At 44.0% G+C, this 19,435-nt stretch carries 19 protein-coding genes, 4 tRNA genes and 4 pseudogenes; 15 read left to right on the forward strand and 12 right to left on the reverse strand.

Going from position 1 to position 19,435, the window contains the following annotated elements:
* Positions 1-5: 5 nt before the first annotated feature.
* From JCM10519_RS28315 to JCM10519_RS09330, 7 genes and pseudogenes are all read right to left on the reverse strand, one after another.
* On the reverse strand, positions 6-173 hold the full coding sequence (locus tag JCM10519_RS28315; protein WP_347843662.1) for an FAD binding domain-containing protein: 168 nt from the start codon (positions 171-173) through the stop codon (positions 6-8).
* A complete protein-coding gene (locus JCM10519_RS09310) occupies positions 167-640 on the reverse strand; it encodes a 2Fe-2S iron-sulfur cluster-binding protein (protein WP_054738754.1) in 474 nt (157 codons plus the stop codon). Before JCM10519_RS09310 ends, JCM10519_RS28315 begins: the two co-directional genes overlap by 7 nt.
* A pseudogene (locus JCM10519_RS09315) lies at positions 640-2,717 on the reverse strand (xanthine dehydrogenase family protein molybdopterin-binding subunit). Before JCM10519_RS09315 ends, JCM10519_RS09310 begins: the two are co-directional and overlap by 1 nt.
* A gap of 66 nt (positions 2,718-2,783) precedes the next feature.
* Entirely contained in the window at positions 2,784-2,948 is a 165-nt protein-coding gene (locus JCM10519_RS28320; RefSeq protein ID WP_347843663.1) for a hypothetical protein, read from the reverse strand.
* 132 nt (positions 2,949-3,080) lie between these two features.
* Positions 3,081-3,407, reverse strand: a complete 327-nt coding sequence (locus JCM10519_RS28325; protein WP_347843664.1) for an NTP transferase domain-containing protein — start codon at positions 3,405-3,407, stop codon at positions 3,081-3,083.
* A gap of 95 nt (positions 3,408-3,502) precedes the next feature.
* On the reverse strand, positions 3,503-3,901 hold the full coding sequence (locus JCM10519_RS09325) for a LysR family transcriptional regulator (protein ID WP_054738757.1): 399 nt from the start codon (positions 3,899-3,901) through the stop codon (positions 3,503-3,505).
* Positions 3,880-4,404 (reverse strand): NTP transferase domain-containing protein, encoded by a 525-nt coding sequence (locus JCM10519_RS09330; RefSeq protein WP_347843665.1) that lies wholly within the window; start codon positions 4,402-4,404, stop codon positions 3,880-3,882. The genes JCM10519_RS09325 and JCM10519_RS09330 overlap by 22 nt, the downstream gene beginning before the upstream one ends.
* A gap of 388 nt (positions 4,405-4,792) precedes the next feature.
* Here JCM10519_RS09330 and JCM10519_RS28330 point away from each other — a divergent pair, with 388 nt between their 5' ends.
* From JCM10519_RS28330 to JCM10519_RS09355, 6 genes and pseudogenes are all read left to right on the forward strand, one after another.
* Complete coding sequence (locus JCM10519_RS28330; RefSeq protein WP_347843666.1) at positions 4,793-4,927, forward strand: hypothetical protein; 135 nt, start codon at positions 4,793-4,795, stop codon at positions 4,925-4,927.
* The gene (locus JCM10519_RS09335; RefSeq protein WP_054738761.1) at positions 4,924-5,835 is read left to right on the forward strand and encodes an acetamidase/formamidase family protein; all 912 of its coding nucleotides are present in this window, start codon (positions 4,924-4,926) and stop codon (positions 5,833-5,835) included. The genes JCM10519_RS28330 and JCM10519_RS09335 overlap by 4 nt, the downstream gene beginning before the upstream one ends.
* A gap of 102 nt (positions 5,836-5,937) precedes the next feature.
* Positions 5,938-7,008: a branched-chain amino acid aminotransferase gene (locus tag JCM10519_RS09340; RefSeq protein WP_054738762.1), complete on the forward strand. Its 1,071-nt coding sequence runs from the start codon at positions 5,938-5,940 to the stop codon at positions 7,006-7,008.
* Positions 7,009-7,095: 87 nt separating this feature from the next.
* Positions 7,096-8,007 carry an AEC family transporter gene (locus tag JCM10519_RS09345; protein WP_054738764.1) on the forward strand — a complete coding sequence of 304 codons (912 nt, stop codon included), beginning with the start codon at positions 7,096-7,098 and terminating at the stop codon, positions 8,005-8,007.
* A gap of 381 nt (positions 8,008-8,388) precedes the next feature.
* Positions 8,389-10,350: pseudogene (gene thrS, locus JCM10519_RS09350) on the forward strand (threonine--tRNA ligase).
* A gap of 149 nt (positions 10,351-10,499) precedes the next feature.
* Positions 10,500-10,814 (forward strand): DUF1540 domain-containing protein, encoded by a 315-nt coding sequence (locus JCM10519_RS09355; RefSeq protein ID WP_054738766.1) that lies wholly within the window; start codon positions 10,500-10,502, stop codon positions 10,812-10,814.
* A gap of 62 nt (positions 10,815-10,876) precedes the next feature.
* Here the strand turns inward: JCM10519_RS09355 and JCM10519_RS09360 are convergent, their stop codons facing one another.
* Positions 10,877-11,290 (reverse strand): EamA family transporter, encoded by a 414-nt coding sequence (locus JCM10519_RS09360; protein ID WP_054738768.1) that lies wholly within the window; start codon positions 11,288-11,290, stop codon positions 10,877-10,879.
* Positions 11,291-11,658: 368 nt separating this feature from the next.
* Between JCM10519_RS09360 and infC the strand changes: the two are divergent.
* The 3 genes and pseudogenes from infC to rplT all read left to right on the forward strand — a co-directional run bounded on the left by infC (position 11,659) and on the right by rplT (position 12,763).
* Positions 11,659-12,152: pseudogene (gene infC, locus JCM10519_RS09365) on the forward strand (translation initiation factor IF-3).
* Between the two features lie 27 nt (positions 12,153-12,179).
* The gene (rpmI, locus tag JCM10519_RS09370) at positions 12,180-12,377 is read left to right on the forward strand and encodes a 50S ribosomal protein L35 (RefSeq protein ID WP_013272956.1); all 198 of its coding nucleotides are present in this window, start codon (positions 12,180-12,182) and stop codon (positions 12,375-12,377) included.
* A 29-nt stretch (positions 12,378-12,406) separates the two neighbouring features.
* Entirely contained in the window at positions 12,407-12,763 is a 357-nt protein-coding gene (rplT, locus tag JCM10519_RS09375) for a 50S ribosomal protein L20 (RefSeq protein ID WP_024295099.1), read from the forward strand.
* A gap of 882 nt (positions 12,764-13,645) precedes the next feature.
* On the opposite strand, the gene JCM10519_RS28335 is transcribed toward rplT, so the two are convergent.
* A complete protein-coding gene (locus JCM10519_RS28335) occupies positions 13,646-13,777 on the reverse strand; it encodes a hypothetical protein (protein WP_347843667.1) in 132 nt (43 codons plus the stop codon).
* Between the two features lie 246 nt (positions 13,778-14,023).
* Between JCM10519_RS28335 and JCM10519_RS28340 the strand changes: the two genes are divergently transcribed.
* The 3 genes and pseudogenes from JCM10519_RS28340 to JCM10519_RS28345 all read left to right on the forward strand — a co-directional run bounded on the left by JCM10519_RS28340 (position 14,024) and on the right by JCM10519_RS28345 (position 15,730).
* Entirely contained in the window at positions 14,024-14,194 is a 171-nt protein-coding gene (locus tag JCM10519_RS28340; protein ID WP_347843668.1) for a hypothetical protein, read from the forward strand.
* Positions 14,195-14,518: 324 nt separating this feature from the next.
* Positions 14,519-15,462: pseudogene (locus JCM10519_RS09380) on the forward strand (solute carrier family 23 protein).
* A gap of 25 nt (positions 15,463-15,487) precedes the next feature.
* Positions 15,488-15,730 (forward strand): hypothetical protein, encoded by a 243-nt coding sequence (locus tag JCM10519_RS28345; RefSeq protein ID WP_347843669.1) that lies wholly within the window; start codon positions 15,488-15,490, stop codon positions 15,728-15,730.
* A gap of 121 nt (positions 15,731-15,851) precedes the next feature.
* Here the strand turns inward: JCM10519_RS28345 and JCM10519_RS09385 are convergent.
* Positions 15,852-15,924 (reverse strand) — tRNA-Asn (locus tag JCM10519_RS09385).
* 66 nt (positions 15,925-15,990) lie between these two features.
* A tRNA-Leu gene (locus JCM10519_RS09390) sits at positions 15,991-16,074 on the reverse strand.
* A gap of 159 nt (positions 16,075-16,233) precedes the next feature.
* Between JCM10519_RS09390 and JCM10519_RS09395 the strand changes: the two genes are divergently transcribed.
* From JCM10519_RS09395 to JCM10519_RS09405, 3 genes are all read left to right on the forward strand, one after another.
* Positions 16,234-16,317 (forward strand) — tRNA-Leu (locus JCM10519_RS09395).
* A 52-nt stretch (positions 16,318-16,369) separates the two neighbouring features.
* A tRNA-Leu gene (locus tag JCM10519_RS09400) sits at positions 16,370-16,453 on the forward strand.
* Positions 16,454-16,772: 319 nt separating this feature from the next.
* On the forward strand, positions 16,773-18,155 hold the full coding sequence (locus tag JCM10519_RS09405) for a peptidoglycan binding domain-containing protein (protein WP_054738770.1): 1,383 nt from the start codon (positions 16,773-16,775) through the stop codon (positions 18,153-18,155).
* Positions 18,156-18,284: 129 nt separating this feature from the next.
* On the opposite strand, the gene JCM10519_RS09410 is transcribed toward JCM10519_RS09405, so the two are convergent.
* Positions 18,285-19,103 (reverse strand): GyrI-like domain-containing protein, encoded by an 819-nt coding sequence (locus JCM10519_RS09410; protein WP_054738772.1) that lies wholly within the window; start codon positions 19,101-19,103, stop codon positions 18,285-18,287.
* Between the last annotated feature and the right edge of the window lie 332 nt (positions 19,104-19,435).

The following is a 19,435-nucleotide window of genomic DNA, read 5'->3' on the forward strand; positions in this document are numbered from 1 at the left end:
AGTCCTCATCTTCGGATGTGCCTTAATTCATCCAATCCGTTTAAGAAAAGATAGGAGACTTCTTTTCTGTTTTCTACCATAAGGTCTGTGCCGCCTGCATAGGGAACGGCATCTGTAGTTTTCTTTATTTCCAGTGCTTCCTGTAAGGAAGCCGGTCTGTAACCATTTACCATAATCCATTTCCCTCCTTTGCAGCCATATGAATTGCATTTACGATGGCATTGTATCCGGTGCAGCGGCACAGGTTTCCGGACAGGCCTTCCCGTATCTGGCTGTCCGTGGGATGAGGAATCTTACTTAAAAGGGCCTCAGCCGCCATGACCATTCCTGGAATACAGAAGCCGCACTGTACCGCCGATGTACCGGCAAAGGCTTTATTTAATACGGCGAACCGTTCGGTTTCCCGTAATCCTTCCAAAGTGACAATACTGGCACCTTCCACAGCTCCCATAGCGACACAGCAGGAGTTGACCAGTATTCCGTTCATCAGGACGGAACAGGCACCGCATTCTCCTTCCTTGCATCCGCATTTGACACTGGTCATACGGAAGTCATCTCTTAACACATCCAGAAGACGGTCAGCGGCACTGCCGTCATAGGCAGTTTCCTTTCCGTTTAACAGAAAATTAATTGCTTCCATTATAACCCCTCCTTCATAATTACTTTCATGGTATCCTCTGCGGTAAATGGGGCGTGATTCAGCTTGACTCCATGCCCCAGGGCCTGCTCCACAGCCTCAACATAAGCGGCAGGAACCCCTACCAGAGGCAGTTCTCCGGCCCCTTTGGCTCCGTACGGTCCGTCAGGATATTTTTCCACATGGAGCATACATGTCAGGTTTGTCACATCGGCGGAAGTGGGTATTAAATAATCAGAGAAGGAATTGTTCCGAATTCTTCCTTTTTGATCGTAATCCATAAATTCGGTAGAAGCATAACCGATCCCCTGAAGGAATCCGCCTTCCATCTGTCCCATGACAATGTTATAGTCAATGGGAGTTCCTACATCAAAATTGCCGTAAGCCCCAAGGATCTTAGTCAGCCCTGTATAGGTATCCACCTCCACTTCCACAGCATTGACACCCCAGGCATAGGTTGGATAAGCATCGCCCTGGAATTTATCCAGGTAGAAGGGAATGACAAAATCAGGTTCTTTAAACCGTTCCTCTACGATCTGATCTTCTCCGTCCTTCCACTGGGTGCGCAGCTTGATCGCGCAGCGGCGAAGCAGTTCCCCTACCACCATGAGGGAGCGGGAGGCAACGGTAGGGCCTGAGTCCGGTACACGGGCAGTATCCGGATGATCGTAATAGACCTTATCAAGAGGAAGATTTAATTCCCTTGCAACAATTTTGGGAAAGGTTGTACGCAGTCCCTGGCCGATCTCTCCATTGGAGCCAGAATTTCCACCGTGCCATCAGGATATTTGTGAAGCCTGCATACGGCCTTAATGATGTCCCGTTCTCCGGAACCGGTAAATCCTGCGCCATGAAAATGCATGGAAATGCCTATCCCTCTGCGGTACCGCCCTGACTGCGGCTTTGCATATTCCCGGTGTTTTCTGCGGAAATCACATGCCTGGTCGATCTCTTCGATCATGGAAGGAATGGGTACAGGAAAATGGTATTTTCCGGAGGTGGAAGTGGAGTCCCCCTGTTTAACCATGTGCTTTTCCTTAAATTCCAGGCTGTCGATTCCGAGATCCATTGCAATGTGGTCCATCATCATTTCAATTGCAAAAAATGTCTGGGGAGCTCCGAAGCCCCGATAAGCCCCTGTAGGAGTGGTATTGGTTTTTAAGGCCCTTCCTCTTACGTGGAGGTTCTCAATGTTATAGATTCCATTTGAGCAGATAATACCCCGCTGAAGCACCACGGCAGAAAGGGTGGTGTAAGCGCCGCTGTTGAATTTTACATCAATATCCATGGCGGTCACTTTGCCATCCTTTAAGGCGACCTTGTATCTGCAGAGGGAAGGGTGGCGCTTGGAGGTAAACTCCAAATCCTCCCGGCGGTCAAAGATGCAGCGGACGGGAGCACCGGCCTTTCTGGCAGCTACGGCTACCTGACAACCGAGGATTGACGGAAATGCCTCTTTTCCGCCGAAACCTCCGCCGGTCACATCCTGTTTGATATGTACCTGATCCGGTCCGCAGCCAAGGGCCCGCATTATGGCTCCGTGCACGTAATAGGCACATTGGAGAGAGCCGTGGATGAACATTTTTCCGTTTTCCTCAGGTTCCGCCATCATTCCCTGGGTTTCCAGATAGGTCTGGTCCTGATAACCGGTGGTGAATTCTTCTTCATAGACCTTATCAGCTTCAGCAAAGGCCTTCTCCATATCTCCTTTGCCATATTCGTAGTCAAAGAAAACGGTATCCGCATTGCCAAGATCCAGGACAGGTTCCAGTTCTTCATAGGAAACCTGGATCTCAGACAGAATGCGGTCCACCACCGCTTCTTCCGGCCCCACTACCATAGCGATGGGTTCTCCGATGTATTCTACCGTTTCCCGGGCATAAACAGGCGTATCATCCATGACGATGTTCACATTGTTGTCACCAGGGACATCAGACTTATCGACGTAAAAATAGCCATCGGGAAGCGGTGGCACATTTACATGGGAAAGCCTTGCGCGGGCAACCTTGGAACGAAGCATTTTTCCTACTAAAACCCCATCATTTTCATAGTCTCCTACATAAACAGAGCGGCCCGTCATCTTTGATTCATGATCTTTTTTTAATTACTGGCTGACTGATGTTTTCCATTGTTTCATTACCTCCTTTTAAATTTTGGCCGGACAAAACCGGCTGATGCAGACTTCATAATCTTCCATGGTATCCAGATCCATCCATACGCCGTCATCATCCACGGGTACGTGGATGATGGATTCCTCCTGCTGTTTCCATATCTGTCTCAGACCACCATCTCCTTCAAATTCCAGTATCATATCACGGAATCTGTAATCGATCAGGGGAGGGTGTTTCCGGTAGCCCCCAGAGTGGGAAAGAGGACAGAAGGCCGGTCGTCCGGCCGGGCTTTTAAGAGTTTGAGGAATGTATTTTTTTTAACAACCGGCATGTCACCTGGAAGCAGAAAAAAAAGCTTTGCAATGCGGCATGGAGCGAAGACCACATTTTATGGAGACCAGCATATCGGTAGTTTCAAAGTGAGGATTGCGGGCATAAATGATTTCTTTCCCATAACGAAGGCGAAGAACTGACTCAATATCATTTCCCCGGTAACCAAGAACGATTACGATCTGTTTCACTCCGGCTGCCAGCATGCTGTCAATGGTGCTTTCAATCAGGGTCTTTCCCTTAAAGGGCATCAGCGGCTTAAAATCCCCCATGCGGCTGGATAACCCTGCGGCCAGTATAAGGCCGCAGGCAGAACTGGCTCCAAGCATAAAAAATCACCCCCTTTATAACAACACTATGTTTTATAATGTCATTATAAAAGGGGGGTATGAATGTTTCAAATGCTTCCTGGGAAGCACTTGCTTTACCGGAATAATCCGCTGTCACGGAACATGGCGGAAAATTCCTTTTGCGTAAACTGAAATATGTTATCTTCCAGTTTCTGCCAGGTCCTTAAGAATTGGAGGCCCTGGGGGGTCAGAGTGGTGTTTCCGCCCCGTTTGCCTCCGTGCTTCCGCTCTGCAATGGGATATCCTGTTTCTGCCTCCAGTTTGTTTAACATATCCCAGGCCTTGCCGTAGGACAAGGCCATGCGGTCACAGGCCATGCGGACGGAATGGGTGTCAAGGATCAGATACAGAAGAAGCTTGATTCTTGTATTAAAGAAAACAGATTCCCTTTGGAGGTTTAGCTGAACCGTTGGATGGAGAAGTGCCCGGTTGTGTTCTGCCAGGTGGGCCTCTAACTGCCGGCAGTCCCGCACGCTGATAAAGATGCCGGGGTCATTGACCGGAAGAAAGATGCGGCGGTCAGCATGGAAGAAATGGCCGCCTTTAAGCCTCCGATTCCTGAGTAGGCAATGATCTCGGGAACAACTGCCTCAGAAAGAACAATGGGGTGCCCGCCTTTGCCATTGCAGGAAGGCGTTATAATATCCCCCTGGGCGGCCAGCAGGCTGTTTAAAGTAACAGGTGTGAACATGGGAACATTCACCGGTGTAAAAACCATCCGGTCACATTTTCCCAGTAAATATTTCAGGCCTATTTTTACGGAGTCAATAAGCTCCGGCTGCTCACAGTTCTCGTTGCGGATAAAGATCACACCATAACTGGACAACTGGTATTTTACTTCATCCTCCTCGGCTCCGGTTACGACTACAATGGGAAAAATGCCTGCCTGCTGAAAGGATATAACAATGCGTTTTATTATGGGGATTGTCCCGATCTGCAGTAACGGTTCTGCATCTTTTTTTGCTGGCGGCTGCAATGATACCGCCAATCCGGCTGATTTTCATATGGGGTCCTCCTCCTTAAGTAAATATCTGTTTCAATCATAGCATGCAGCCAGAAGCCGGGCAAGTTCTTGTAACAAGGATCTTGACAGAATTGTTAGCTGCCATATGACCGGAGCTAAGTGAAAAAAGAGAAAAGTCAGACGGCATATAAATCGATGCTGAATTTTATGGTTCAATGGAATGCAGCCCTTTTTATACAAAAACCTTTGATTTCAAGGAAAGAAAACGGATATTTATTTGAATATACATTATATAGAAATTAATGGTATAATTAGCGTATTACAAATCTGCAATTTGGTATGCACATGTAGATGATTATCCAGTAAAGGAATAAGCTTGTCTTAATAGCGGAGGAGCATAATGTATAATTATATTATATTTGATATTGCAGTTCTTTCGCCGCTTCAAAAATTATTGCTGGAAGAACTAAATGAAAAATTCAGTTTTAAAGATTTAAGATTTGCTTTGAGCCAAGATAAAAGGAGAAGAGTATGAAAACCATAACCAGAGATTATATTACAACGGTACTTTCAAAGGAGAATCCGCCCTGCGGCAAGGTCAGGGCAGGAGAGATCGTGACGTTTGAGACCTATGACTGTTTCACGAACCAGTTTCTTCCGGAAGAGGCGACCTTTGAAAATGTGATAAGGAAGCCGGGGAATCCGGCAACAGGGCCCCTCTATATTGAAGGGGCGATGCCGGGAGATATGCTGAAAATCGATATTCTGGATATTGAGATGGGCCCTGTGGGAATTGTCATGCTTGGGCCTGGAAGCGGAAGCGAAAAGGAGGAATTCCCCAGGAAAGTATTAAAGCGGGTGCCTGTAAGGGGAGGATATGCCTATTTCAATGAAAAGGTCAAAATTCCGGTAAAGCCCATGATCGGCGTCATCGGGGTGGCACCGGCAGGCGAGGGCGTTTCCACCATTACCCCCATGGATCACGGCGGAAATATGGATTGTACCCAGATTAAAAAGGGAGCAACCCTTTATCTTCCTGTATTTGTGGAGGGAGCTCTTTTGTCCATGGGAGATTTTCACACTGTTATGGGAGACGGAGAAGTGGAGGATTGCGGTCTGGAAATAGAAGGACGGGCTGCAGTACGGGTGAACGTTGTAAGGAATAAAAACTGTGTTCCCTATCCAATGATCGAAACAGAGGATAAGCTTATTACCATTGCATCCAGGGAACAGGTGGAGGAGGCCTGGCGGGCGGCTGCCAGACAGATGTATGAATTCATGAAGGAGAAGGTGGGCATGGATTATGAAGAGGCAGGCATGCTGCTTACCATGACCGGGGACCTTGCAATCTGCCAGACAGTAAACCCCATGAAGACGGTAAGAATGGAACTTCCCCGCCATATAACCCAAAGTTATGGTTTTGATTCCATTTCGGTAGAGTAAAGAAGGCTGAAATTTCTTGACAGTCACCCCTTTTTGGAAGATAATGATAGATAAATTATAAAAACTGACAGATATGCCGGTAAGGGAAAGGAAGAGTATCACATGCAGACAATCAGAATCGAAAAAACAACTTGCCCGAAAGAAAAACCAGGCAAAGATAATCCGTTGACATTTGGAACCATATTTACGGATCACATGTTCGAGGTGGACTATGAAGAGGGAAAAGGCTGGTATGATCCCAGGGTCGTACCATATCATAAGCTGGAACTGGACCCTTCTTCCATGGTATTCCATTACGGACAGGAGATGTTTGAGGGCTTAAAGGCATACAAGACAGAGGAAGGCCGGGTTTTATTGTTCCGTCCGGATAAGAATATTGAACGTGCCAACAGAAGCAACCGCAGGCTTTGTATCCCGGAAATCCCGGAAGATTTGTTTTTAGAAGGATTAAAAACAGTTGTAAGCGTGGATCAGGACTGGATCCCCACAAAACCGGGAACCTCCCTTTATATCAGGCCTTTTGTGATTGCCACCGATCCCTTCCTTGGGGTCAGGCCTTCCAATACCTACAAATTCATGATCATTTTATCTCCTGTTGGGGCTTATTATGCCAGCGGCCTTGATCCGGTCAAGATATGGATCGAGGATGAATATGTGAGAGCAGTAAAGGGCGGCATCGGCGAGGCAAAGACCGGGGGGAATTATGTTGCTTCCCTGGCTTCCCAGGTAAAGGCCCATGACGAGGGATATTCCCAGGTGTTATGGCTTGACGGCGTTCACCGGAAATATATCGAAGAGGTAGGGGCAATGAACATCTTCTTTAAGATCAACGGCGTGGTCATTACACCGGAGTTAAACGGAAGCATCCTTCCAGGTGTTACCAGGGATTCTGTTATTGCCATGTGTAAAAAATGGGGAGTGGCTGTTGAAGAACGGAAGGTTTCGGTCGATGAAGTGGTCGCGGCGGCAAGATCCGGAGCAATGGAAGAATGCTTTGGCACAGGAACGGCGGCCGTTATATCCCCGGTTGGTGAGCTGCGGTTCGAGGAAGAGAGAATGGCTGTGGGAGGCGGAAGGATCGGAGAACTGACCCAGAAGCTTTATGATGCCATTACCGGCATCCAGCTGGGAAAGATAGAAGGACCGGAAGGCTGGACTGTGGAAGTAAAATAAATATTTACAAGAGTTTACCTGGCGGGGCTTTAAAAAAGCGCCGCCAAAAGCTTTGAGGAACGACAGAAGAAAAAAAGGGAGCCGGATATGACAGCGGTACTGATAAAGGCAGTTGCATTTGTATCAATTATTATTTTGGGATACCTGCTCAAACGGGCAGGTTTTTTTCAGGCAAAGGATTTTTACCTGGTTTCCAGGATTGTGATCAAGATCACTCTTCCGGCAGCCATTGTTTCTAATTTCAGCAGGATCACCATGGATTACTCCATTCTTTTTGTATGTATAATCGGATTTTTATGCAATTGTGTGACGGTTGCCGCCGGATATGTCATGAATGTCCGAAGATCAAAGGAAGCAAAGGCTTTTGCAATGATCAACATGTCCGGATATAATGTGGGGAATTTTACCATGCCATTTGTACAAAGCTTTTTAAGTCCGGTTGGATTTGCGGCAACAAGCCTGTTTGATGCAGGAAATGCCCTGATGTGTACCGGAATGACTTATACCCTGGCCAGCATGGTGATCGGAGAGGAAGAAAAACCTTCTATAAAAAAAGCGGTGTTTAAGCTGTTTTCCTCGGCTCCTTTTGATGCGTATGTCATTATGACTCTTTTAAGCATATTAAATATAGAACTGCCTTCTGTTCTGATTACCATTGCGGATACGGCAGGAGGAGCCAATGCGTTTTTAGCCCTTTTAATGCTTGGCATTGGTTTTGAGATCCATATGGAAAAGGAAAAAATGAGCCATATTCTCAGAATATTAGGGGTACGGTATATCATTGCGGTTTTGATGGCAGCAGGATTTTATTTCCTGACTCCCTTTGATTTAGATGTGCGCCGGGCGCTGGCGATCGTGTCCCTTGGCCCTGTATCCTCGGTGGCGCCTGCTTTTACCGGTGCTTTAAACGGTGATATCGAGACGGCAAGCGCAATCAATTCCCTGTCAATTGTGATCAGCATAGCTGCGATTACGGCAGCTTTGATCATTCTTTTGTAAAAAATATTTTTATGACGCTTGACAAACGGTTTAAGCGTGTTATAATCTAAAACTATAAAGCAATGCAATATAGAAAAAGCGTTGACAAGACCAGTATCATATCAGGAAAGGCCAGAGAGAGGCGTGTTTGGTGAAAGCGTCTTACGGGAATGATATGAGAAAACCAGCTTGGAGCGTCCCATAATGGGGAACGGTGATTCCGTTATCATCATAAGAAGTGGTTTGAACGTTTAATTTGTTCACTCAAGTAGGGTGGAACCGCGATTTCTTTTAGTAGAATCGTCCCTTTCTGTATGGAAGCATACGGAAAGGGACTTTTTTTATTTGTGCGGGTTTGGCAAAAAAACATTTCACAATAATATGTAAAGGAGATTATGGCAAATGAAGATTACATTAAAAGATGGTTCAGTCAAGGAATATGAACAAGCAATGTCAGTGATTGACATCGCTTCCGATATAAGCGAAGGCCTGGCTAGAAATGCCTGCGCAGGCGAGGTAGATGGAAAGGTTGTGGATTTAAGGACCGTTATTGATGGAGACTGCAGTTTAAGCATTCTCACAGTCAGCGATCCGGCAGGCCTTTCTGCTTACCGCCATACTGCAAGCCATATCCTGGCACAGGCAGTAAAAAGGCTGTACCCCCAGGCGAAGCTTGCGATAGGGCCTTCCATTGAAAATGGTTTTTATTATGATTTTGATATCCCTTCCTTTTCAAGAGAAGATCTGGATCAAATCGAAGGTGAGATGAAGAAAATCATAAAGGAAGGGGTAAAAATCGAACGCTTCACCCTTCCAAGAGAAGAAGCAATTAAATTCATGGAGGAAAAGGGCGAACCTTATAAGGTAGAGCTGATCCAGGACCTTCCCGAGGGAGAGGAAATTTCCTTCTACCGCCAGGGAGATTTTACAGACCTTTGTGCAGGACCCCATCTTATGAGCACAAAGTCCATCAAGGCATTTAAACTCATCTCTTCCTCCGGAGCATACTGGAGAGGCAGCGAGAAAAATGCCATGCTGACCCGCGTATACGGCACTGCTTTTGCCAAGAAAGAAGAAATGAATGAATACCTGGAATATCTGGCAAACATCAAGAACAGGATCATAACAAGCTGGGCCGTGACATGGAGATCTTTGCTACGGTTGATGTAATCGGCCAGGGGCTTCCTTTATTAATGCCAAAGGGCGCAAAGATTGTCCAGACCCTGCAGAGATGGATCGAGGATGAGGAAGAGAAACGGGGCTATATGAGAACAAAAACCCCTCTCATGGCAAAAAAAAGACTTATACATCATTTCCGATCACTGGGATCACTATAAGGAAGGAATGTTTGTTCTTGGAGATGAGGAAACAGATGATGAGGTATTTGCCCTCCGCCCAATGACCTGCCCCTTCCAGTACTATGTTTATAAACAGAGCCAGAAATCCTATCGTGACCTGCCATGCAGATACGGCGAAACCTCTACTCTGTTCCGTAACGAGGACTCCGGCGAAATGCACGGATTAACCCGTGTCCGCCAGTTTACCATTTCCGAAGGCCACCTAATCGTGCGTCCTGATCAGATTGAAGAGGAATTTAAGGGCTGTGTGGATCTGGCAAAATACTGTCTCACAACACTTGGCCTGGGAGGCGATGTGACCTACCGGATGTCCAAGTGGGATTCAAACAATGCGGATCACTATCTTGGAACACCGGAGATGTGGGATGAAGTGGAAGGCATGATGCGCAAGATTCTTGACCACATCGGAATCGAATATACGGAAGCCTCCGGAGAAGCGGCATTTTACGGACCTAAGCTGGATATTCAGGCAAAGAACGTATATGGCAAGGAAGATACAATGATCACCATTCAGCTTGACATGTTCCTGGCAGACCGCTTTGATATGAGCTTCGTGGATAAGGATGGAACAAAGAAACGTCCTTATATCATCCACAGAACTTCCATGGGCTGTTATGAAAGAACCCTTGCATGGCTGATTGAAAAATACGAAGGAGCATTCCCGACATGGTTATGTCCGGAGCAGGTGCGCGTACTTCCTATCTCTGAAAAATACCATGATTATGCCGGAAAAGTTGCGGCCCAGTTAAAGGAAAACGGCATTCTTGCAACAGTTGATGAGCGTGCAGAAAAGATCGGATATAAGATCCGTGAGGCACGTCTGTCAAAGCTTCCATATATGCTGGTGGTAGGACAGAAAGAGGAAGAAGAGGGAGTCGTGTCTGTCCGCAGCCGTTTTAACGGTGATGAAGGCCAGCGTCCCCTTTCTGATTTCATTGATGATATCTGCCGTGAGATCCGTACAAAGGAAATCAAAAAGGTAAATGTAACAGAAGAAGCAAAATAAAATTTGTCACGGCTTAAGAAAAAAACGGGTACAATTCTCAAAGCATGGCATGGGGCGGACGGAATATTCGTGAGAATATTTTCCTTCCGCTGCGTGCATACTACTCCTGAAACATTATCTTAGGTAAGAATGCCAGGAGGAAATAAACCATGACAAAATTGGATTGTAATGTTACAAGCTGTCTTCACAATTCCGATAATTATTGCTGCAAGTCTGCCATCATAGTAGAAGGGTCCCAGGCAAAGGACAACTATGATACCTGCTGCGGAAGCTTTGACGAGAATAAGGATGGTTCCTTCCATAACTTATTCAAGACCCCGGAAAGCCGTCTGGAGGTGGACTGCGAAGCTGTCAACTGCGTTTATAATGAAGGCCGCCACTGTTCTGCAGAGCATATCGGAATTGCAGGGGATGGTGCGAGTGCAGCAGAGCATACTGAATGCTCAACCTTTAAAACAAGATAATAATTCAAAAACAAGATGCGCCAGGAGTTCCTGACGCATTTTGTTTCAGACAGATAAAAGGTTTACAAGATCATCACAAAGGTTCCCGCCGTAAACAAAAGGATACCTATGAGCTTTTTCATGGTAAATTGTTCGTGGAGAATAAGAAATGCCAGGATCACAGTTAGGACAATACTTAGCTTATCCACGGGCACTACCTTGGAAGCTTCCCCCATTTGAAGGGCTTTGTAATAGCAAATCCAGGAGAGGCCGGTGGCCATACCGGACAGGATGAGAAAAAGCCAGCTTTTTTTGCTGATTTCTGAAAAACCGGATTGTGCTCCTGTGAGAAAAACGATGAGCCAGGCCATGAGTACCACGACAACTGTCCGAATGGCCGTAGCCAGATTGGAATTGACTCCCTCGATTCCCATTTTAGCCAGAATGGAAGTGAATGCGGCAAAAACGGAGGAAAGAAGAGCGAAAACAAACCACATAAAAAGCGCCTCCTGATTCATTTATTTTATTACATACTATCATTGTAGCCTTGTGGCTGGAAAGTTGCAAGATAAACCTTAGAAGGAGAGAATAACAGTATCCTGAAAAAAATATGTTGACAGAAAGATAAAACTATAGTATCATTATATACGTTGTGAAAACAGCAAACAGGAAAGTAGGTATCCGCCTCACCACGGCACGAGTAAGTGTCCCTGGTTCATAGCCTTTGGTACATAGGTGTACTGTGTAGAGACTTTGGTGGTGGATAGCGTTTGTCTATCTACTTTTTTTTATGCCTATGGGCAAGCAATGTGGATTCCAGCCAACACACACTATATGATGGAGGTGCACGACAATTAGCGATTTAATGATTAATGAACAGATCAGAGATAAAGAAGTTCTGTTGATTGGTGAAAACGGAGAAAAATTGGGGATCATGTCTACCAGAGATGCTTTGCAGATGGCAAAGGAAGCAGAACTGGATCTGGTTAAAATTGCTCCGACTGCAAAACCCCCGGTTTGTAAGATTATTGATTATGGTAAATATCGTTATGAACTGGCGAGAAAAGAAAAAGAAGCTAAAAAGAAACAGAAGGTAATCGAAGTAAAAGAAGTTCGTTTATCTCCTAACATTGACACAAACGATTTAAACACAAAGATGAGCGCCGCAAGGAAGTTCCTCGAAAAGGGAGATAAAGTTAAGGTAACCTTACGTTTCAGAGGTCGTGAGATGGCGCATATGTCAAAGTCAAAGTATATTCTGGATGATTTCGCTGAGAAGTTAGCCGATATCGCGTCTATTGACAAGCGTCCAAAGTGGAAGGAAGAAGCATGGTTATGTTTTTAACTGCAAAACGTTAATAGAACATTATCAAGGAGGAAAATACAATGCCTAAATTAAAAACAAGCAAATCAGCCGCAAAGCGCTTCAAAGTTACAGGAACAGGAAAGCTTGTAAGAAATAAAGCTTACAAATCCCACATCTTAACTAAGAAGTCTACTAAGAGAAAAAGAAATCTTAGAAAAGATATCGTTACTGATGCAACCAACGCAAAAGTAATGAAGAAGATTTTACCATATCTATAGGATCTTAAGTTAAGAAGGAGGAAAAACCGATGGCAAGAATTAAAGGCGGTATGAACGCTAAGAAAAAACATAACAGAGTGTTAAAGATGGCTAAAGGCTACAGAGGCGCTCGTTCCAAACAGTATAGAGTAGCAAAGCAGTCAGTTATGAGAGCATTAACAAGCTCCTATGCAGGCAGAAAAGAGAGAAAGAGACAGTTCAGACAGTTATGGATTGCCCGTATCAATGCTGCAGCACGTATTAACGGTGTATCTTACAGCGTATTTATGCACGGCTTAAAGTTAGCTGGAGTTGATTTAAACAGAAAAGTTCTGGCTGACATGGCAGTAAATGATGCAGAAGGCTTTGCTAAATTAGCAGAACTGGCTAAATCCAAAGTGGCTTAATCGTATATTCAAACCTCGGAGACCTCGTGTTTACGGGGTTTTTTTGTATTAAAACAACAGATTGTATTATTTATCCCGTAATCACTCTTATCTTTAACGTAATCTGGCACACCCTGATTGCCTAATCTGATTTTTAATTAAGAGTTAATTAATAATTTCTGAAAAAAAATTTTAAATAATTGCCTGTACTTGTAATATTTTAATCAGTAGGTATAATATAATAAAGAAGGGCAATCGCCACAGGGTGGTTGGCTAATTAGAAAGGCAAAAACCTTCCCGACCGGCCAAAGTACAGGGAAGGCTTTTTGCAGTTAGCGACATGTCATAAAGACGAATGTCAGCAGTGCCAGAAGGAACATACCAAAAGACATTAAGTCCTTAAAGTCATAACTCTTCATGAGCAACACCTCCACTCTATGTAGAATCGAGGCCTACCACCCTATACACGATTGCCAGCAGTTTGTACCTGCCAGTATAATTATATGTTCCAAGTTGAAAATATACCAATGAAAAATGAAAATATCTGAAAAATCCCTCTGGGACAAAGTCATTGTCTGAGAGGGGGGCTGGTTAATGGATAAAATAATCGGGAAATGGCGCCACAGGTTCTGAATCCCTGTTCTCATAAACTAAAATCCCGCATTGCATGCAACATGAGTTCATGGACATACTGCCATAAACGAAAAGTTTAGCGCCCGATGTCCTGGGCTGTCTCTTTTCTAAAACATTCAAGAGAGGTGTTTATTCACCTCTTTTTTTGACAACCAAAACGACACTTATCCACAATAATGTGGAAATAATTGTGGATTGATTGTTAATGTCTGAAAATACGACACTAATCTGCAAATTATTACAGGTTTTCGGCCTTTTATTATCCACAAATCAAAAGGCGGCCGGCAGATTACCATCGGTCATAAGTGCTGTTTTAAGCCCGGCTGGTTCCTGAATATCCAGGGGAAGCAGAGTAAAGAGATGGGTGGTACTGCGTTTGCACACCTTGTCTACCTGTCCCATATAATATACTGTTAACGATGAAAAAGAAGTTAAATGAATTTATTCTTTCCTATTACAAAACAGATAAAAAAAGATACATACAAATATAAATTTAAAATAGCTTAACAGAGTCTATAAACTGGTGGTCAATACCGCCTTCTGCAGCATTCACAACTTTTCTACTGGTCCCATATAATAAAATATAAAATAATAAAAGAGGTGTAAATATGGGCTGTTTTTGGGGCGGCTGTAATAATAACTGCAGGCGTGGCTGTAACAATAACTGCGGATGTGATAATAGATTTAATTGCGAAGAAGAGAAAGATAGATGTGAGAAGGAAAGAAGAGAAGCTTACTGCGCAGGTTTTCGTGATGGCTGTAACAGCGCTTCCCGCTGGCGCAACGATGATGATTGCTGCTGAAAATAATGCAGAATAAGTGAAGTACTGCAGGAGGCTGAGAGTTTCTGCTTTGGAATGTGTGCCGCAACAGGCGTTTGTATACCATCTTAACGGACCGGTATGTCGCTTAATCATGTGACTGCCTACAGGAAAATATGATAAAATAATAAAAGTTTTAACAATAAACCAGCCCCGGAACGTTTGTCTCCGGGGCTGGTTTTTGCAAAAAAACTGAAATACCATGAAAAGGAGAAGAAATATGAAAAGCAACTCAGAAATCAGCATGAACAATATTTACAGGCTGGATGGGCGCGTGCCCCTGGAAAAGGCAATACCATTTGGCCTGCAGCATGTACTGGCTATGTTTGTAGCCAATTTAACCCCGATTGTCATTGTTACGGCAGCGGCCGGACTAAGTGAGGGGGAAACGGCTATGCTCATCCAGAATGCCATGTTTGTCGCTGGGATAGCCACCTTGATTCAGCTGTATCCGATATGGAAGATCGGGGCGAAGCTTCCTATCGTCATGGGGGTTAGCTTTACGTTTGTTACGATCTTAAGCTCGGTTGGCGTTAAGTACGGTTATCCGGGCATATTGGGAGCCATACTTGTTGGAGGTGCGGTTGAAGGAACTTTGGGGCTTTTCGCGAAATATTGGAGAAAACTGATTTCTCCCATTGTTTCAGCGTGCGTGGTAACTTCCATTGGTTTTTCTCTTTTAACTGTTGGCGCCAGATCCTTTGGCGGTGGTTACAGTGATTCCTTTGGGTCATCAACCAATCTTTTGATAGGATTTGTAACACTGCTCAGCAGCATTTTGTTTAACATCTTCGCCAAATCCTTCTGGAAACAGCTTTCCATACTATTTGGCTGATGGTGGGGTACATACTTTCTGCTATAATCGGTATTGTGGACTTGTCCGGGTTATTTGCCGGAGGGATTATATCCCTGCCCAGGATTTTGCCCTTTATTCCGGAATTCCATTTAGGAGCGATTTTATCAGTTGTGGTGATATTCCTGGTTTCTGCAACCGAGACGATCGGAGATACTACGGCCATGGTGGTTTCGGGTCTTGACCGTGAAATAACGGAAAAGGAGATATCCGGTTCTCTTGCCTGCGATGGTTTTGCAAGCAGCATTTCCTCCCTGTTCGGCTGCCTGCCGGTTACTTCTTTCAGCCAGAATGTGGGACTTATAGCAATGACAAAGGTTGTTAACCGTTTTACCATCATGACAGGGGCCGCCTGTATGATACTGGCAGGCTTATTTCCGCCCATCGGTTCTTTTTTTTGCATCCCTTCCTGAGGCTGTGTTGGGAGGCTGTACCATTATGATGTTTGGATCTATCATCATAAGCGGAGTGCAGATGCTGGCCAGGGCCGGATTCAGCCAGAGAAATTCCATTATCAGTTCCTTATCGCTCAGCGTGGGAATCGGATTTACTCTGGTTCCTGAAATTTTTCACATATTCCCGGAAATCATTCAGGATGTATTTGCGGAAAACTGTGTGGCTGTGGTGTTTGTACTGGCATTGGCGCTGAATCTCATACTTCCGGAAAAAAATGGAAATTGAAAAACCGGCTGAGGTGATGGAGTAGAGCTATATTCCAATGGATAACGAAAAACGCAGGCAAAAATGCCTGCGTTTCGTTATCTGTAATCACATGTGCCGAATATCTTCTGGCAATAAAAAACTCCCCGAGTAGGACTTGAACCTACGACCCAACGGTTAACAGCCGTTTGCTCTACCGACTGAGCTATCGAGGAATACATGATTTATTATACCCGAAAAGATAAATATGTCAATAGGAAAAATGTAAATATTAAAAAAAGTGCGGGAGATGGGACTTGAACCCACACGAGCATACACCCACAAGATCCTTAGTCTTGCCTGTCTGCCAATTCCAGCACTCCCGCACAACGAACTCTATCTTAGCACCTAATATCAAAATTGTCAATGTTTTTTTGAAAAATATATACAAAAAAAATATTTGAAATATTTGGAGAAATGTTGTTGACAGATGGGAGCTTGTATACTATAATAACTATTGTTGTTACGAGAGATAACAACGAAATGCAGAAGTGGCGGAATTGGCAGACGCGCACGGTTCAGGTCCGTGTGGTAGCAATACCTTGAGGGTTCAAGTCCCTTCTTCTGCATGAAGCTATACAGATAGTCATAGCTGTGTGGTTTTCATTTTATATATGACATGCGGGAGTGCTGGAATTGGCAGACAGGCAAGACTAAGGATCTTGTGGTTGTATGATCGTGTGGGTTCAAGTCCCATCTCCCGCATTATTATTTAAACGTGATTAGAATGTCCTGTGGAAAACCACAGGACATTTAGTATTTCAGGGGTTTTAAAGCGCTTTTGCTTTTTAAAAAAGAAAAAATGATTTTATGGCTGTTATTTTCGGAGGAGAGGCTTTATGCTCTCCGTTTCTTTTGCCCATTTCAGCTTGTTCAGGCACTTTAAACCTGGTTTCTTTAGTGAACGCTCTTTTTCCTGTACGGATAGAAAGCTGATAAAGTCTTAAAGTCAGGAATGTGTACATAAAATGAATTAATCATTACCCTAAAATATGGTGTAATTCGTTGAGAGGGATAAAACAGCATGAAGGATGGGAAGTCGAAAAGAGGAGCAGCAGAAAAGGCGATTATTGTTATCGCTTCAATGATGCTGGTTTACTTACTTATTTCCTTATACTTTACGAATCATTTCTTCACTAACACTGTAATTAACGGAGTAAATGTTTCCTTAAAGTCTCTGAAAGATGTAGACCAGAGTTTGCAAGATCACATAAGAAACTATAAGCTGCAATTGGTAGAAAGAAATGGGGAAATCGAAGAGATATGGGGGAAGGAGATTGGCCTGGAATACAATGACAAAAACAATATTTCAGAAATTCTCCGCCAGCAAGATTCCCTCAAATGGATCATTTTATTATTTAGAAATCATGAAGAATATATCGGGGGGTTATTTTTTTATAAAGAAATAGATCTGGAAGATAAAATAAATAATTTACATTGCATTAATAACCCCAGGATCGAACCAAGAAATGTGGATTTTAAGTATTCTGGCGGCTCATATGAACTGGTAGAAGAAGTATATGGGAATATTGTCCGGAAAGACCGGTTATACATAGCCATCCGGTCAGGAATTTTGATGGGAGAGACTACCTTGGATTTGAATGAAAAACATTGTTACGAAAATCCCCAATACACCTTAATTTCTGATAAAACGTTTGAAACCAAGAAACTCCTGGATAAGTATGTAACTACCAGCGTTACCTATAGCTTCGACAGCTTAAAGGAACAATTAGACGGAAATATGATACACAAATGGCTCAGCGTAGATGATGATCTGGATGTGAAGTTAGACCGGTCTGAGGTAAAGAAATATGTGAAAGAATTAGGGGAAAAATACGATACGGTCGGAATTGCAAGAAATTTTAAGACTTCCACAGGGAAAATTGTAGAGGTAAAGGGCGGGCTTTATGGCTGGAAAATTGATCAGAAGGCTGAAACGGAAGCACTGCTGGAAAACATAAAAAATGGTCAGATACTTATCCGGGAACCAGTATATGCACAAAGGGCGTTGTTCCGGTCTGGAAATGAAATAGGCAATACCTACGTGGAAATTAATATAACCAGACAGCATTTATGGTTTTATAAAGATGGAAAATTGATTATCCATGGTCCGGTGGTAACCGGAAATCCCAATACTGGAAATTCAACTGTGACCGGGACGAATATGCTTAATTATAAACAAAAAGATGCGGTTTTATCAGGCCCCGGTTATATGGCCCCGGTGACATACTGGATGCCCTTTTATGGGAATATAGGGGTTCATGATGCCAGGTGGAGGAATTCCTTCGGAGGTGAGATCTATAAAAGGAATGGAAGCCATGGCTGCGTAAACGCCCCATATTATTTGGCAAAAATAATTTTTGAGCAAATCGGGGAAGGAACTCCCTTTATCAGTTATGAAGAGTAGGAAGCCAAAGCGGCTTCAATTAAAGCGAAAAAGAGCCTGGTACTTAGAAAGAAAACTAATTAATTATGGAAAGCCGGTATAGCAGAAAACCGCTTGCAGGTTGCAAACGGTTTCTTGCTGTTATAATCATTATTTCTTTTTAACAGGATAGCAAACCTCGGTCACTAGTTCGTCAGGGTTCTGGGTTTGAGCCGGGCTGACATGATAGATGCAGAACATAGCTCCGTTAAATTCATAGCCATTATCGTTTACCCAATTTGCCACCGCACGGTTCACAGCGGTGAGCTGTTCGTAGCTGCCTTTGTAAGTTGCCGAGGCAATCTCTACCACAGGCATTATTTTAAATACAACGTGTTCTGTATCCTGATAACTTCCTTTTACCGTGAACTGGATTTCCACATCCACATCGCTGTCCTTATATCCCTCGTCATGGAAGATTGTAAGGCTGCAGCAATTGTCGGCGGGCTGCAGCTGCAGTGGAGCCGTTTCTGTCATCATTAGGTTCCACAAGGTCCCTTCCTGATTGTAGGCGGGAATCACCTGTCGTAGACTGGCAACATAGCGCTCTGGCAGATTCTTTAAAGTAACATTATAATTCATAGCAGTATCATCCTTTCTCAGCCGTTTGATGGCTGTGTCAAGGAGCAGCAAACGGCGGCCTGTTTCTTCGGCTTCCGCAATAACCTCAGCCTGCTTCACGGCCAGAAAATCAGCCAGCGCCTGGGGATTATCGTAGCCTTTTAGGATTTCTCCAATTGCGGCCAGGCCAAATCCCATATCCTTGAGGGAGGTGATTCTGCCTGCAACCGGCAGTTGATCCTCCCCATAGTAACGGTAGCCGGTAAAGCTATCTGTGGTTTTCGGCACTAGCAGGCCGATTTCATCGTAATGCCGCAGCATCCGTATACTGATCCTTGACAGTTTTGAAAAATCACCTATTTTCAGCATTTTTATTACCTCACATATATGTGTTTTTGAGCTCAACTATAGTATAGAGTATACCACAATGTGAGAGTCAATAGGGACTTGGATTTTTATCTTTGGTGCATTGATCGTTGGGGTATGACGTGCACTGCTGTGCATGTGCAGAAATAAGAAATGCCGGAAAAGCATTGCCAATGTTATACTTACGATATTATATTGTTGAAATTATGGAGCCATTATCTGTGCCAATTACTGCTTGAAAGAAGAAAAAGTATAAAAAAAGAAAAAAAAGTACTTGATTATTTTCAAAAAGTATAGTACTATAATTGAGCGAATTGATTTACCAATTTGCACAA

This window comes from Clostridium sp. NkU-1 (assembly GCA_001312405.1).

Excerpts from the sequence above, each read along its gene's own strand:
- JCM10519_RS28315 (WP_347843662.1), bottom strand. The coding sequence starts at position 173 with ATGGTAAATGGTTACAGACCGGCTTCCTTACAGGAAGCACTGGAAATA.
- JCM10519_RS28335 (WP_347843667.1), bottom strand. The coding sequence starts at position 13,777 with ATGGGACAGGTAGACAAGGTGTGCAAACGCAGTACCACCCATCTCTTT.
- rpmI (WP_013272956.1), top strand. The coding sequence starts at position 12,180 with ATGCCTAAATTAAAAACAAGCAAATCAGCCGCAAAGCGCTTCAAAGTT.
- rplT (WP_024295099.1), top strand. The coding sequence starts at position 12,407 with ATGGCAAGAATTAAAGGCGGTATGAACGCTAAGAAAAAACATAACAGA.
- JCM10519_RS09410 (WP_054738772.1), bottom strand. The coding sequence starts at position 19,103 with ATGCTGAAAATAGGTGATTTTTCAAAACTGTCAAGGATCAGTATACGG.
- JCM10519_RS09335 (WP_054738761.1), top strand. The coding sequence starts at position 4,924 with ATGAAAACCATAACCAGAGATTATATTACAACGGTACTTTCAAAGGAG.
- JCM10519_RS28325 (WP_347843664.1), bottom strand. The coding sequence starts at position 3,407 with ATGCTTGGAGCCAGTTCTGCCTGCGGCCTTATACTGGCCGCAGGGTTA.
- JCM10519_RS09310 (WP_054738754.1), bottom strand. The coding sequence starts at position 640 with ATGGAAGCAATTAATTTTCTGTTAAACGGAAAGGAAACTGCCTATGAC.
- JCM10519_RS28320 (WP_347843663.1), bottom strand. The coding sequence starts at position 2,948 with ATGATACTGGAATTTGAAGGAGATGGTGGTCTGAGACAGATATGGAAA.
- JCM10519_RS09360 (WP_054738768.1), bottom strand. The coding sequence starts at position 11,290 with ATGTGGTTTGTTTTCGCTCTTCTTTCCTCCGTTTTTGCCGCATTCACT.
- JCM10519_RS09340 (WP_054738762.1), top strand. The coding sequence starts at position 5,938 with ATGCAGACAATCAGAATCGAAAAAACAACTTGCCCGAAAGAAAAACCA.
- JCM10519_RS09355 (WP_054738766.1), top strand. The coding sequence starts at position 10,500 with ATGACAAAATTGGATTGTAATGTTACAAGCTGTCTTCACAATTCCGAT.
- JCM10519_RS28345 (WP_347843669.1), top strand. The coding sequence starts at position 15,488 with ATGATGTTTGGATCTATCATCATAAGCGGAGTGCAGATGCTGGCCAGG.
- JCM10519_RS09345 (WP_054738764.1), top strand. The coding sequence starts at position 7,096 with ATGACAGCGGTACTGATAAAGGCAGTTGCATTTGTATCAATTATTATT.
- JCM10519_RS28330 (WP_347843666.1), top strand. The coding sequence starts at position 4,793 with ATGTATAATTATATTATATTTGATATTGCAGTTCTTTCGCCGCTTCAA.
- JCM10519_RS09405 (WP_054738770.1), top strand. The coding sequence starts at position 16,773 with ATGAAGGATGGGAAGTCGAAAAGAGGAGCAGCAGAAAAGGCGATTATT.